Consider the following 13,502-nt stretch of genomic DNA (forward strand, 5'->3'; position numbering starts at 1 on the left):
ATGGATGGCGCGGGCCAAGCCCCAGGGATGGTTTATGGCGTCTTTACGATCTGCCGCCTCTTCTTGCGTATGCACCCTGCACGTTAATGCGACTCCTCAGCCGTTTTTGCTGCTACCGCTTCGTTACGCTCTGAAGGCAGCACGACATTCAAAATAATCGCCAGCATCCCGCCGGTGGTGACCGCGTGACCAAACAGGTTGCTAATCAGCGTGGGGAACTGTTTCAGCACATCAGGCACTGCTTCAACACCTAAGCCGATACCAAACGACACGGCAACAATCAGCATCTCGCGACGGCCAAGCGGCGTTTGCGTCATCACGCGGATACCGGCCGCCACCACGCTACCAAACATCACGATGGTCGCGCCGCCTAGCACCGGCGGCGGAATCTGCTGCAGCATGGTGCCAATCGCCGGGAACATACCAAGCAGCACCAGCATCACGCCGATAACCATGCCAACGTACCGGCTGGCGACGCCGGTCATCTGGATGACGCCGTTATTTTGCGCAAAGGTGGTGTTGGGAAATGCCGAGAATACGGCGGCGAGCAAACAGCTGATGCCATCGGCAAAAATACCGCCCTGCATGCGGCGCTCAAACGCTTCGCCTTCAATCGGCTGCTGCGACAACATGCAGTTCGCCGTGAGGTCGCCTACCGCTTCAATCACGGCAATCACCGATACCAGCGCGATGGGAATGAAGATGGTCCAGTCAAAGGCAAAACCAAAGCGGAACAGTTCTGGCAACACCAGCCACGGCGTATCGCCCATTGGTTTGAGGGTGAGATGACCGGTTAACGCTGCGGCGATACAGCCCGCAGCAATGCCGGCAACCACGGCAACCAGCCGCGTCCAGCGATTTTGCGAACGGTTAAGTACAATAATCACCAGCAGCGTCAAGGCGCCGAGCGCCAGATTGCCGGGTGCGCCAAAATCGCTGGCGTTATGGCCACCAGCCCAATCGGTGATGCTGACTTTGATCAGGCTGATGCCAATCAATGTGATCACGGTGCCGGTGACCACCGGCGTCAACACTTTGCGCAATGGCGCGATGCAGCGGCTGATTAACATCGGAATCATCGCCGCCACCAGGTTACAGCCAAAGATCATCGCCATGATCTCTTCAGGCGATCCGCCGCGCGCTTTGACCATTAACCCGCCCGACAGAATCACACCAAGAAAGGCAAAACTGGTGCCCTGCAGGCAGATCATACCGGCACCAATGCCCATAAAGCGACGCGCCTGCAGGAAAGTACCCAGACCGGAAACCAACAGCGACATACTGATCAGATAAGGGATCCACGCTTGTAATCCCAAAACGGAACCAATAATCAGCGGCGGCGTAATAATGCCGACGACGCTGGCCAGCACATGTTGCAGTGCGGCACAAAATGCAGGCAATGGACCGATGCGGTCATTCAGCCCATACAACAAACCTTTCTCATCTGATTGCGACATACAGGTGCTCCGGCAAGATATTCATCAGAGCAGCTGATGCATGAATCACGCCAGAGAAGAGTGTTCAATAAAATGCAGGGAGTAAAGGATTGAATAATAGAGGAATTAATTCGTTAAAAGGATGGCTGAATCTGAATCATTAGATTCAGCCATTGATCATTTGCGGCAATTTGTTTCATCAGGCCGCAGGCTTTGCACTGTTGTCGTGCGTAAAATTCTCATTGAGCAGCGAAATATCCAGATAACCGCTCAATTCCCGCTGCTCTGCACGCGGCAGGTAAGGCAACTCGCCTAATAAAGGTGCACCTAGCTTGCCGCTCAAAACATCAATAATTTCAGCGTAATGCGCCAGGCCGGGATTAATACGGTTTGCTACCCAACCCGCCAGTTGCAATCCATCCTGCGCAATGGCTTCGGCGGTCAGTAAAGCATGGCTGATGCAACCTTCCTTAATGCCCACAACCAGCACAACCGGCAAATGCTCCTGCCGCACCCAATCGGATAAAGGCTGCAAGTCGTTCATTAAACTGCGCCAGCCGCCGGTGCCTTCCACCACCACGCGTGCCGCGCGCGCCTGCAAATCTTTCAGACTGCGAGTGAGTAACGGATAATCAATGCGCTGTGTCGGGCTGGTGCTGATTTCATCCTCTTCCAAAGCGATAGGATTAACGGCGGAATAAGTGAGAGTGACGCCCGAAACCTGCTGCAACAGCAGTGCATCTTTATTACGTAAGCCTTCGGGTGTGCGCTGCGCGCTTTTGGCGACAGGTTTGAAACCTGCGGCGCAGATATTCGCCTTGGCAAAGCACTGTAATAACGCGCGAGATACCACGGTTTTACCCACCGCGGTGTCGGTACCGGTGACAAAAAGCGTTTTCACCATTCTCCTCCTTCATTGAAGCGATGTGTAACGTGCGAAGGAGGCAGTTTAAGGAAATGTTTTCGCGGGCAGATTGCGTTAGGACAAACTTAAGGCGAGCTGTAATTATCCCTGCAACAGTTTTACCAATAAATGGCCGCTATAAAGCGCGTCTTTTATCAGGGCTGCACCGCCAAAAGTACCGGGATCGCTGAAAGCCGTTGGTGTGAGCTGGATTTCACTGCTGTAAGCGGGCAACGCCTGCTGACGAATGGTACTGCTCACCGCAGGGAACAGCACATCGGCGGCTTGATTTAGCGGCGAACCGATAAGAATTTGTTGAGGATTAAAGATGTTAACCATCATCGCCAGCATCCTGCCAATATGATGTCCGACGCCAGCAATAACATCACGCGCCAGACGATCGCCCTGCTGTGCGGCGGCGCATAAGCTCTCAATCGTCAGCGGTGCCTGATGCAATAAACTGTCCGGCTGCGATGGCAAGCGCTGGGCAGTGAGAGTAAGCAAGCTTCCGATGCTGGCGACGGTTTCCAGACAACCATTATTGCCGCAATAACATTGCTGGCCGTAAGGATCGATTTGCGTATGACCAATCTCCACTAGCGTACGACCATTTTTATGCAGCAGTTGTCCGCCGCTGATCACGCCCGCGCCGACGGTTTCATCGATCACAATCTGAATCACATGCTGTGCGCCGCTGGAAGCACCAAACAGTGCTTCGGCTAACGTCCAGGCAGAAATATCATGCTGCACGAATACCGGCAAACCGGTGCGTTGCGCCAGCGTTTCTCCCAGCGGCATATCCTGCACGTCGTAACCCGGCATACGATGTACCACGCCAGAAGCCGCGTTGATCAATCCCGGCAAAGTAATGGCGATGGCGGTCAAACGCTCCAGCTTGCTTTGATGACGAATAAAGAAGTCATTCACCAGATCCAGCAAGGTTTGCAGCAGCGGTTTTTCGGCGCTGGCGTGCAGCGGCAAGCGATCTTCCTGCAGCGCGCGGCTGCTGAGATCGCGCAGCGTCAGCGTAATGTATCCGGGCTGAATGCGTACGGCGAGATAGTGCCAGGCAAGCGTATCAAGGATCAAACCAATCGCTGGACGACCGCGACTGCCCGGTTCCTGAAATTCGGTTTCCTGTACCAGATGGGCATCGAGCATTTCACGCACGATTTTGGTAATGCTGGCGGGTGCTAACTGGGCACGTTTAGAAAGCTCAATACGCGAAATCGGGCCGTAAAGGTCAATCAGTCGGTAAACCACACCTGCGTTGGTCTGTTTTATCTGATCAATATGACCAGGTTGACTGTACAGATTCACGCCCTGCTCCCATTATTTTCGCGCTTCTAAATAAACAGCAGCTATGGTGATGCAGATTGACCAGCAGCGTCAAATATTTGATTAGAAATGTGATTTATCGCACATAAAGTTTATGCCCTGCTTCACCCGCTGGTTCAATTCTCCGCGTTTTGGAGCATCAGCGACATCATATTGGTCATTTGTGCCGTCGGTTCTCGCGTCGCCGACCAGACCAGCCAAACTTCAGAAATCGCGTCGCTTTCCTGCAAAGGGATCCACACCACATCGGCCAAACGCGCACGGCGGAACGATGCCGGCAGAATCGACACGCCGAGTCCGGTCGCCACCAACCCCAGAATGGTCATCGCCTCGCCCACTTCCTGAGTAATAAAAGGTTTGATTTGATACCGATGCAGCAGCGCCAGGATCTCACCGTACAACGCGGTGCCGCCTTGCGGATCGAAAAATACAAACGGCTCGTTGGCTAACGCCTGAATGGAAATCGACTCCGCATCGGCCAGCGGATGCGCCCAATGCACTACCGCGCACAGCGGCTCACGCAGTAACACGCGATGCTGCAGATCGCTAGGCAGCGGCGTATTGCGCATCACACCGAGATCCAGCCGGTCGTCATGAAGGGGCGCAAGCTGCTGGCGCGTGTTGTTTTCCTGCATATGAATGTGCACTTGCGGCCAACGCTGGCGGAATTGATACAACGCATCTGAAACCAAACCAGTAAACGGCGCTGACGAGGTAAAGCCAATGCGCAACTCGCCTTCCTGACCGGTGTGCACGCGTGCGGCGCGGCGCGCTGCCTGTTCAACCTGCAACAAAATGCCACGCGCATCCTGCAAAAACAGCGCGCCAGCAGGCGTGATCTGTACGCTGCGATTGGTGCGGGTAAACAGCTGCGCGCCAATTTCCTGTTCCAGCTGCTGAATCTGCTGGCTCAACGGCGGTTGCGAAATATTCAGGCGCTGCGCAGCGCGGCCAAAATGCAGCTCCTCCGCGACAGCAATGAAATAGCGTAGATGTCGTAATTCGACATTCATATTTTAAACGTCTCATTTGAGATTATTAATATATTGTACAACCTATTAACCCTTTCCTACAGTAACGCCATAATGGTTCAAACGAGGATGTTCCGTGAGTCGCTCTTCCCAGGCGGTGATACTCGATGAAGACGAGTTGTCCGTAAAGCCTGCTTCAGCTGCAACCCCTTCAGAATGGATTGAACGCGGATCGCCGCAGTTTATGCGCGTGACGCTAGCGCTGTTCTCCGCTGGTCTTGCCACTTTCGCCTTGCTGTATTGCGTACAGCCGATTCTGCCGGTGCTTTCGCAGCAGTTTGGCGTTTCTCCGGCGCAAAGCAGTATTTCTCTCTCGCTCTCCACCGGCTTAATGGCGTTAGGATTGCTGTTTACTGGGCCGCTGTCGGATGCAATTGGCCGTAAATCGGTGATGGTTACCGCGCTGTTGCTCGCCGCCATCTGCACCTTGATTTCCGCTACCATGAGCAGCTGGCAAGGCATTTTGCTGATGCGCGCGCTGATAGGTTTATCTCTGAGCGGGGTTGCGGCGGTTGGTATGACCTATCTGAGTGAAGAGATTCACCCACGCGTTATCGCCTTTTCCATGGGGCTGTATATCAGCGGTAACTCGATTGGTGGCATGAGCGGACGCCTGTTAACTGGCGTATTGACCGATTTCTTCTCGTGGCGTGTTGCGGTGGGTGTTATTGGTTGCTTCGCGTTGGCGGGCGCGCTGATGTTCTGGAAAATTCTGCCTGCATCTCGTCATTTCCGCCCGGCGTCGCTGCGCCCGCGCAGTTTATTAATCAACTTCCGTCTGCACTGGCGCGATAAAGGTCTGCCGCTGCTGTTCGCAGAAGGCTTCCTGCTGATGGGCGCGTTCGTCACGCTGTTCAACTACATCGGGTATCGCCTGTTAAGTTCGCCGTGGTCACTGAGCCAGGCGGTGGTCGGATTGCTGTCGGTGGTGTATCTGACTGGTTCATGGAGTTCACCAAAAGCGGGCGCGATGACCAGCCGCTTTGGGCGCGGTCCGGTGATGATCGGTGCAACAGCAATAATGCTGGCGGGATTGCTGCTGACGGCGTTTAACTCGCTGTGGCTGATTTTGCCTGGCATGATGCTGTTCACCGCCGGATTCTTTGCGGCACACTCGGTTGCCAGCGGCTGGATTGGCCCGCGCGCGCGCCGTGCTAAAGGCCAGGCATCGTCACTTTATCTGTTCAGTTATTACGTCGGTTCCAGCGTGGCCGGTACCTTGGGCGGCGTGTTCTGGCACAGCTACGGCTGGATGGGCGTAACGCTATTCATTAGCCTGCTATTATTAATGGCTTTGCTGGTCGGCTGGCGTTTGCAGTGCCGGAAACTGTAATACCTTTCATCTGTCAAACGGGGCTAATGCGCCCCGTTCTCATCTCAAGTGTATGCCATACGGCGATCTCACAGTCCCAGATAAAACAAAACGGCTATTCGTCGCTATAATTCATTCCATTCCAACAATAGTTAGACTTTTTTTATTTCACAGCAATGAGGTCGTTAGATGGGACTCTATTATTACGTCGATAAGCACGCCGGCTATAACGACAACCATGTAGTACATGCAACGGGATGCCCGTTTTTACCCACTGATGAGGCACGCCGTTTTCTTGGTACATTCTACACGCCAAATGCCGCCATCCAGCAAGCACGTAAATTTTATGCCAGCGCGCTGGGCTGCGAGCACTGTTGTCCGGTTGGGGTAAAAAAAAACATGACGACTCAAAATAGCGTGGCACTAAAACACATGGTGAGACTCTGATAATCATGATTTGAGAGTGGTAAGGTGTCCCCGCTGTTTTGTTAAGCACCGCTGGGGCGTTTCATAATAACTATAAATTTAAGTGTAATAATAACTGGACCTTAAGACGTTCATTGCGGCGTCAGGTCCAGTCGCCTCTTCTCTCATTTCATCACCCCTGATTACTCTCGACCCCATGCCAGAAAGCGTAATAACCTCAGGCTATTAACAACGCCTTCCACGATAAAAAATAATCAGTAATAAAAGCCCGACAAACGGTTTCCCTTCGCTCATTAATGCTCCACAATAGCGGCAATTTGTGACTCCGGTCACTTTCTGGGGTGCCTTTTCGCCCTTTCACTCGCCGTCTGACAGATTTGAACTCCATGCAATCTACTACTGTTTCCCGTAAAACGGCCTGGCTACGCGTTGTTCTGCTGGCTATTGCTGCTTTTGTCTTTAACACCACAGAATTCGTGCCTGTCGGTCTGCTGTCAGATATCGCCGCCAGCTATGACATGAAGACTGCCGATGTTGGCATCATGCTGACCATCTATGCGTGGGTCGTCGCACTATTGTCGCTGCCGTTGATGCTTCTGACGCGCAATATTGAGCGTCGCCTGCTGTTGGCCGTGTTGTTCATCGTGTTTGTCGCCAGCCATGTGCTCTCATCTGTGGCATGGGATTTCACCTCGCTGGTGATCTCGCGCATTGGTATTGCCTTAGCGCACGCGGTGTTCTGGTCAATTACTGCTTCGCTGGCCATTCGCGTGGCGCCTGCGGGTAAGAAAACTCAGGCGTTGAGTATGCTGGCAACCGGTACCGCGCTGGCAATGGTGCTGGGAGTGCCGATTGGGCGCATCGTCGGTCAATATCTTGGCTGGCGCACCACCTTCGGCATGATCGGTTTGTCTGCATTGGTGTTGCTGATTTTGCTGATGCGCATCCTGCCGCGTCTGCCGAGTGAACATACCGGTTCACTGAGCAGCGTGCCGATGCTCTTCCGTCGTCCGGCGCTGGTAGCAATGTACGTGCTGGTTACCGTGGTGGTGACGGCGCATTACACCGCTTATAGCTACATCGAACCGTTTATGCAGGTGGTCGCTAATGCGGATGACAATTTCACCACCCTGCTTTTACTGCTGTTCGGGTCGGCGGGCATTATTGGCAGCGTGTTGTTTAGTACGCTGGGCAATAAATTCCCGTCGGCGATGCTGATCGCCGCGATTGCGATGATCACGCTAAGCATGGGCTTGCTGGTGTTTGCCGCCGTACGTCCCGCTGCGATCACCGTACTGTGTATCGTTTGGGGCATGGCAATGATGATGATTGGTCTGGCGATGCAGGTGCGCGTGCTGGCGCTGGCGCCGGATGCTACCGACGTCGCAATGTCGCTGTTCTCTGGTATCTACAACATCGGAATCGGCGCAGGTGCGCTGCTGGGTAACCAGGTCAGTTTGCATATGCAAATGTCGGACGTTGGTAACGTCGGCGGCATTATTGGTCTTGTTGCACTGTTCTGGTGTATCGCTATCTTCCGCCGCTATCCTCAACTGCGTTCTAACGGATAAGAAAAAAGGCTTCAGAAGGATTATCTTCTGAAGCCTTTTATTCACTTCTTACGGAATGCTTAATCGCACTCCGCTCAATTCTCTTAGTTATAAATTACTGCTGTGCCATTTAGCTTGTTGTTGCCAGAGGTCGAAGTGATGCGGAATGACTTTGCTCCGGCAGCATTGGCCTTTTCCGATAGCTGATTCTCCAGCGATGTCAGGTTGGTGCTGCCTGAAGCGCTAACCACACCAATTTGTTGTTGATTCATTGGCGCTTCGTTTACTAAGTCTGCAGCCATGCTACCAAACGCGATTGAAGACAATGCTACAGCGGCCAGGGTCAGTTTGATGCTTTTCATAATTTTGCTCTCTTAAACAGATGAATTGGGGTCGGTCGCGATTAAGTTAACAACCGTTAATTAAATGCTACTGCCGAAAGGGTGCGCGCGTCAATCATTTTATTAACGGTCATTATTTTAATCGGAAGTGGCGTGATTATGGGCTTCCCAGCCCTTTTCGACTTATCCATTTGGGTGCTTTCGACAGCTAAAAGCACAAACGGGCAAAGACGAACAGGCTCATTCCGGGCTGCGCTTGCATATTTATTTAATGATCGGTAATTTAATTGGGTGTTTCTAAGCTTTGAGGTGCCCAATGACAGAATTGATCGATGTAGTGAACAGGAAAACGCGCGGTCGCCCGAAAGTGTTTGATCGCAATGATGCCCTGGACAAGGCATTGATGTTGTTCTGGGCGCATGGTTATGAAGGCACGTCGCTGTCCGATTTGGTTAATGCAACCGGCGCGAAAGCCCCAACCCTTTATGCTGAGTTTGAGAATAAAGAGGGTTTATTCCGTGCGGCGATGCAGCGATACATTGAAACCTTCAGCGCACAACGCAACGCAGTGCTGAACGATGATGCATCAGACGTGAAAACGGCAATTGAAGCCTATTTTCGTGCAACCGCAGCGTGCTTCACAGAATGTGATAAGCCAGCAGGCTGTTTCTTCATTTGTACTTCGAGCGCGCTCTCTTCCGGCTCGGAAGAAGTGGCGCAAATGCTGGCGCAGCAGCATCATGCGCAGGAATCAGCGTTAAAATCATTCCTTGACACCCGGCAGCAGCGCGGCGAATTACCGCAATGTGCCAATTGTGCAACTTTAGCTAGCTATCTGGCGTGCTTACTACAGGGAATGTCGGTACGTGCTCGTGAAGGAGCTAATCGTGAGGATCTTGACCAGATTGTGGATACGCAGATGGCAATCTGGCCCGCTCTGGCGGGATATTGTGAGTTGAGCACCAAATAAATTTCAGGCCGACTTCCCTTTCGGCCTGAAATTATTGCCTCAATACGAATAGTGAGACGAGCGAGCGTTAAGGCAGGAAAAACATCGGTTTTAACGCCGCGCTCACCGGACTGTTATCCGGATTCGATGGCATTAAGTCCTTCATGGATGCCCACCAACGCTGACACACTTCCGTTTTTGCCACTGCTTCCCAGCGCGCTTCAGACTCAATTTCCACGCTGGCAAACAGCAGATTGCGTTCAGCATCAAGCCAGATAGCGTAATTGTGCGCGCCATGCGCTTTTAACGTATCGGCCAGCTCCGGCCAAATGGGTGTGTGACGGCGCAGATACTCATCGTGGCAGTGTGCATGCACCTGCATCACAAAGGCTTTACGCAACATCGCTGCGCTCCGCCTGCAGAGCGGCTTGCCATGGCTTAACGTTGAAGCGTTCACCCAGCGCGATCAGTTGCTCAGTGGTGATGCTTTGACGAATGCCACCCATCGACAGCGCTTTCACCACCACTTCGGAAGATTTCTCCGCAGTGTCGATCAGGCCAAAGGTCTCATCGAGGTTTGGACCGGCGCCAAAGATGCCATGGAACGGCCACATCACAATGCTGTGGTTTGCCATCGCGTCGGCTGTTGCCTGGCCGATTCCGTCAGTGCCTGGCACCATCCACGGCAGAATACCGACGCCATCCGGGAACACCACCAGACACTCGGTACTGCCTTCCCACAGCAGGCGTGTGAAGCGTGCGGAATCCAGATCGACCACATAGCTCAGCGCCATAAAGTTGGTGGCGTGGCAGTGCATGATCACGCGATCAACGCCGTTTGAGACCTGCTTGCGCACGCTGTGTGACTGGAAGTGAGCCGCCAGTTCAGAGGTTGGCAGGCCACCATTACTCAAACCCCAGTGGATTTTGTATGACAAGCCTTTGTCATCGACCTGCAACAGCGCCAGACAATCGGCCGGGTCGATCTGTACGTTACGGAAAAACTTACCCGATCCGGTGACCAGGAACCAATCATTGGCCAGTGCTGGAGCAGGTTTGGTCAGCTCAATACAACGCGGCTCTGCATAGAAATCACCGGCGAAATCTTTAACTTCTTCCGGCAGTAAACGTAAGCTGACGTTGCCGCCGTTACGCTCATCCCAGCCCTTCAACCACATGTCGCTGGTCGCTTTAACCATTCCCTGAACAAAAGCGGAAGAGAGAATATTTTGCATGGTGTGTCCCTTAACGTTGACGCAGTGTTTGTTGTTCATAATGACGGACTTCGCTCAGCCAGCTGGCATCAGCAGGGACATCGTGGCGAAGACACCAGGCTTCCCAAACCGCTTGCCACGGCAACGATTTTTGTTCTTCAAGCATCGCCAGGCGACCGGTGTAATCCCCTTCGTTCTCAAGTTTGCGTAACTGATCGGTAGGTTCCAGCAGTGCACGCAGCAACGCTTTTTTGGCATTGCGTGTGCCAATTACCCACGCCGCGATGCGGTTGATAGACGCATCAAAGAAGTCGAGACCGATATGCACCTTGTCGAACAGCTTGTGGCGCGCGATCTCGGTGGCGATAGCCTGGGTTTCATCGTCGAGAATCACCACGTGATCACTGTCCCAGCGCACCGGACGGCTTACGTGCAGCAGCAGACGCGGCACATAAAGCATCGCCGTGGAGATCTTGTCGGAAATTACTTCGGTTGGATGGAAGTGGCCGGCATCGAGAGTTAGTGCGGTCTGGCGGCTGCTGGCATAACCCAGGCAGAATTCATTGGAGCCCACGGTGTAGCTTTCTGCACCGATACCAAAAAGTTTGCTCTCTACCGCATCGATGTGATGCGCAGGGTTGAGCTTTTCACTGATTACTTCATCAAGCGCACTTGCCAGGCGTTGACGCGGTGCAAGGCGATCGACGGTGAGATCTTTCATTCCATCCGGCACCCAGATGTTCATAACAGATGCAGTACCCAGTTGCTCACCAAAGTGTGCCGAGATGCGACGGCTGGCCTTGCAATGATCGATCCAGAACTGGCGAATCCCTTTATCGGCGTGTGACAAGGTAAAGCCATCGGCGCTCAGTGGATGGGAGAAGCAGCTTGGATTAAAGTCGAGGCCCAACTTGTGCGTCTTAGCCCATTCCACCCAGTTGCTGAAGTGCTTCGGTTCAATCGCATCGCGATCAACCGGCTTATCGCTCTCCAGGTAAATTGCATGCAGGTTAAGGCGTTTTGCCCCCGGAATGAGTGACATCGCTTTTTCAACATCAGAACGCAGCTCATCAGCATTACGGGCGCGGCCCGGATAGTTACCGGTGGCCTGAATACCGCCGGTCAGTTCACCGTTTGGATTTTCGAAGCCTCGCACGTCATCGCCTTGCCAACAGTGCATCGAGACCGGAATGCCATCCAGCTGTGCCATTACCTGTTCCACATCCACACCGATGGCGGCGTAGCGTTGTTTGGCCAGTTCGAAGGCCTGTTCAATCAGCTTAGTCATATGCAAGTTCCTTAGCAGGTTGGCTGAGCGCGGCAAAGCGTGCCTGATGGGCAGCGAAGGCGCTGTTGTTCAACGGTTCAAATTTTTCTAACGGGAAGTTTTGGCTAATGCAGCGGCGTAAATCGCTGACGTCTCGCAGTTCGCCTAAGGCAATGAGCTGGCAGCCGACGTTACCGAGCGTTGAGGCTTCAATTGGCCCGGCTAATACCGGCAACTCGCAGGCATCGGCACACAATTGGTTTAACAGTGGGTTCTGACTGCCACCGCCCACCACATGCAGCTGACGCAGCGGTGCAGCGCGCAATGTGCCGAGTTCGCCAATCACCTGGCGATAGAGCAAGGCCAGACTGTCAAAGATGGTGCGGGCCAGCGCGGCAGGCGTCTGAGGAACGGGCATGTTCTGTTCGGCGCAGGCGTTCTGAATCTCCTGAACCATGCTGTCTGGATTGATAAAACGGCTGTGATTGGGGTTAACCAGCGCACGACAGGCAGGTTCATTTTCAGCGTCTTTGATCAGCGAGCAGAGATCGGTAATGTGCAACTCGGTGCAGACACGTTGCAGCAGCCACAAACCCATAATGTTTTTCAGAACACGGTAGCCTTCAGCACCACCTTCATTGGTTATGTTGGCATTGAGCGCCGCCGTGCTGACACAAGGCTGCAAGCTCTCAATCCCCATCAGCGACCAGGTTCCCGAGCTGAGATAAGCGGCATCATCCTGCATTAACGGCGTGGCCAAAACCGCACTCGCTGTATCGTGTGTCGCCACCGCGATCACCGGAATGTTGTTGCCGCTGGCGCTGGTCCAATAACCAACGGTATTGCCTGGCGAGGTTGGTTTACCGAACCATTTAGCCGGTACGCCAGCCCAGCCGAGTAAATCGCTGTCCCATTCACCGCTGTGAATATTGAGCAGTTGTGTGGTGGTGGCGTTGGTGTATTCCCAGTTCATCTGGCCCGTAAGGCGATAGTGCAGATAGTCTGGAATCATCAGCGCATGCTGCACTGTTTCCTGCCAATCTGGCTGCTGTTGATGCAGCGCGTGCAATTGATAGAGCGTGTTGAAAGGCAAGAACTGAATACCGGTGCGCTGATAGATCGCACCTTTGCCGAGATCATTAATGGCCTGAGCCATATGCCCTTCCGTGCGCTTGTCGCGATAGCTTACCGCCTCGCCGACGCGCTCACCGTTGGCATCCAGTAACACCAAATCAACGCCCCAGGTATCGATGCCGATGCTGTCCGGCACAATACCTTCATCATCTAGCTGGGTCAGCCCTAAACGAATCTCCTGCTCCAGTCGATCCAAATCCCAACAATCATAATCTGCACGGCGCACACGCTGATTGGTGAAGCGACGGACTTCGCGCAGGCTGATCTGCTGATTCGCTGAACTCCATTGTGCGAGCATCACGCGCCCGCTGGATGCGCCTAAATCAATGGCAACAATGTTACGCATACTCATGGCGTGTTCTTCCTGTGATGAGATGACTACAGATTAGAAATCTCTGCTTTTTGCCACCTTCCCCTTACTGCCAGTGCGTAATAGTCGCTGGCACGCTAACAAAGAAGTTCGTGAGAAAGCTCACAGAACCACACAAGAAGAGAGATGTGAGCCTTGCCGCATTTCCGTCAATCACTGGTGAGATCTTGAAAAATTAGCCATTTTCCTGCGCCACTAAGTTGAAAATTCAAGGTAAGGTGCGGGGCGCC

General features: G+C 53.3%; 13 protein-coding genes. 4 read left to right on the plus strand and 9 right to left on the minus strand.

The window, feature by feature from the left end; translation table 11 throughout:
- Positions 1-83: 83 nt before the first annotated feature.
- The 4 genes from FHW71_RS00275 to FHW71_RS00290 all read right to left on the minus strand — a co-directional run bounded on the left by FHW71_RS00275 (position 84) and on the right by FHW71_RS00290 (position 4,691).
- Positions 84-1,457: a nucleobase:cation symporter-2 family protein gene (locus tag FHW71_RS00275; protein WP_154156195.1), complete on the minus strand. Its 1,374-nt coding sequence runs from the start codon at positions 1,455-1,457 to the stop codon at positions 84-86.
- Positions 1,458-1,635: 178 nt separating this feature from the next.
- Positions 1,636-2,340, minus strand: coding sequence for a dethiobiotin synthase (gene bioD, locus FHW71_RS00280; protein ID WP_179450796.1), 705 nt, complete (start codon positions 2,338-2,340; stop codon positions 1,636-1,638).
- Positions 2,341-2,442: 102 nt separating this feature from the next.
- Positions 2,443-3,660: an ROK family protein gene (locus FHW71_RS00285; protein WP_179450794.1), complete on the minus strand. Its 1,218-nt coding sequence runs from the start codon at positions 3,658-3,660 to the stop codon at positions 2,443-2,445.
- A gap of 134 nt (positions 3,661-3,794) precedes the next feature.
- Positions 3,795-4,691 carry a LysR family transcriptional regulator gene (locus FHW71_RS00290; RefSeq protein WP_061718843.1) on the minus strand — a complete coding sequence of 299 codons (897 nt, stop codon included), beginning with the start codon at positions 4,689-4,691 and terminating at the stop codon, positions 3,795-3,797.
- Positions 4,692-4,785: 94 nt separating this feature from the next.
- On the opposite strand from FHW71_RS00290, the gene FHW71_RS00295 reads away from it, so the two are divergent.
- The 3 genes from FHW71_RS00295 (at position 4,786) to FHW71_RS00305 (ending at position 8,018) form a co-directional block, all read left to right on the plus strand.
- A complete protein-coding gene (locus tag FHW71_RS00295; protein WP_179450792.1) occupies positions 4,786-6,042 on the plus strand; it encodes an MFS transporter in 1,257 nt (418 codons plus the stop codon).
- A 168-nt stretch (positions 6,043-6,210) separates the two neighbouring features.
- Entirely contained in the window at positions 6,211-6,468 is a 258-nt protein-coding gene (locus FHW71_RS00300) for a hypothetical protein (RefSeq protein ID WP_008108886.1), read from the plus strand.
- A gap of 365 nt (positions 6,469-6,833) precedes the next feature.
- Positions 6,834-8,018 carry a sugar transporter gene (locus tag FHW71_RS00305; protein ID WP_061718841.1) on the plus strand — a complete coding sequence of 395 codons (1,185 nt, stop codon included), beginning with the start codon at positions 6,834-6,836 and terminating at the stop codon, positions 8,016-8,018.
- Between the two features lie 83 nt (positions 8,019-8,101).
- Here FHW71_RS00305 and FHW71_RS00310 read toward each other — a convergent pair whose 3' ends face one another.
- A complete protein-coding gene (locus FHW71_RS00310; protein WP_179450790.1) occupies positions 8,102-8,359 on the minus strand; it encodes a YdgH/BhsA/McbA-like domain containing protein in 258 nt (85 codons plus the stop codon).
- Between the two features lie 295 nt (positions 8,360-8,654).
- On the opposite strand from FHW71_RS00310, the gene FHW71_RS00315 reads away from it, so the two are divergent.
- Positions 8,655-9,308 (plus strand): TetR/AcrR family transcriptional regulator, encoded by a 654-nt coding sequence (locus FHW71_RS00315; protein ID WP_179450788.1) that lies wholly within the window; start codon positions 8,655-8,657, stop codon positions 9,306-9,308.
- A 67-nt stretch (positions 9,309-9,375) separates the two neighbouring features.
- Here FHW71_RS00315 and rhaM read toward each other — a convergent pair whose 3' ends face one another.
- From rhaM to rhaB, 4 genes are read right to left on the minus strand one after another with little or no spacing between them, the layout of a single operon-like run.
- Positions 9,376-9,690, minus strand: coding sequence for an L-rhamnose mutarotase (gene rhaM / locus FHW71_RS00320; protein ID WP_179450786.1), 315 nt, complete (start codon positions 9,688-9,690; stop codon positions 9,376-9,378).
- Positions 9,680-10,522 carry a rhamnulose-1-phosphate aldolase gene (gene rhaD / locus FHW71_RS00325; RefSeq protein ID WP_154193504.1) on the minus strand — a complete coding sequence of 281 codons (843 nt, stop codon included), beginning with the start codon at positions 10,520-10,522 and terminating at the stop codon, positions 9,680-9,682. Before rhaD ends, rhaM begins: the two co-directional genes overlap by 11 nt.
- A 10-nt stretch (positions 10,523-10,532) precedes the next feature.
- The gene (locus FHW71_RS00330) at positions 10,533-11,789 is read right to left on the minus strand and encodes an L-rhamnose isomerase (RefSeq protein ID WP_008108874.1); all 1,257 of its coding nucleotides are present in this window, start codon (positions 11,787-11,789) and stop codon (positions 10,533-10,535) included.
- Positions 11,782-13,254 carry a rhamnulokinase gene (rhaB, locus tag FHW71_RS00335; protein WP_179450784.1) on the minus strand — a complete coding sequence of 491 codons (1,473 nt, stop codon included), beginning with the start codon at positions 13,252-13,254 and terminating at the stop codon, positions 11,782-11,784. The genes FHW71_RS00330 and rhaB overlap by 8 nt, the downstream gene beginning before the upstream one ends.
- Positions 13,255-13,502 lie beyond the last annotated feature (248 nt).

Origin of the sequence: Enterobacter sp. Sphag1F (assembly GCF_014193275.1) — a bacterium.
Classification (GTDB): Bacteria; Pseudomonadota; Gammaproteobacteria; order Enterobacterales; family Enterobacteriaceae; genus Pantoea; species Pantoea symbiotica.

Coding starts and splice junctions, on each gene's coding strand:
- FHW71_RS00275 (WP_154156195.1), bottom strand. CDS start 1,457: ATGTCGCAATCAGATGAGAAAGGTTTGTTGTATGGGCTGAATGACCGC.
- bioD (WP_179450796.1), bottom strand. CDS start 2,340: ATGGTGAAAACGCTTTTTGTCACCGGTACCGACACCGCGGTGGGTAAA.
- FHW71_RS00290 (WP_061718843.1), bottom strand. CDS start 4,691: ATGAATGTCGAATTACGACATCTACGCTATTTCATTGCTGTCGCGGAG.
- FHW71_RS00300 (WP_008108886.1), top strand. CDS start 6,211: ATGGGACTCTATTATTACGTCGATAAGCACGCCGGCTATAACGACAAC.
- FHW71_RS00305 (WP_061718841.1), top strand. CDS start 6,834: ATGCAATCTACTACTGTTTCCCGTAAAACGGCCTGGCTACGCGTTGTT.
- FHW71_RS00310 (WP_179450790.1), bottom strand. CDS start 8,359: ATGAAAAGCATCAAACTGACCCTGGCCGCTGTAGCATTGTCTTCAATC.
- FHW71_RS00315 (WP_179450788.1), top strand. CDS start 8,655: ATGACAGAATTGATCGATGTAGTGAACAGGAAAACGCGCGGTCGCCCG.
- rhaM (WP_179450786.1), bottom strand. CDS start 9,690: ATGTTGCGTAAAGCCTTTGTGATGCAGGTGCATGCACACTGCCACGAT.
- rhaD (WP_154193504.1), bottom strand. CDS start 10,522: ATGCAAAATATTCTCTCTTCCGCTTTTGTTCAGGGAATGGTTAAAGCG.
- FHW71_RS00330 (WP_008108874.1), bottom strand. CDS start 11,789: ATGACTAAGCTGATTGAACAGGCCTTCGAACTGGCCAAACAACGCTAC.
- rhaB (WP_179450784.1), bottom strand. CDS start 13,254: ATGAGTATGCGTAACATTGTTGCCATTGATTTAGGCGCATCCAGCGGG.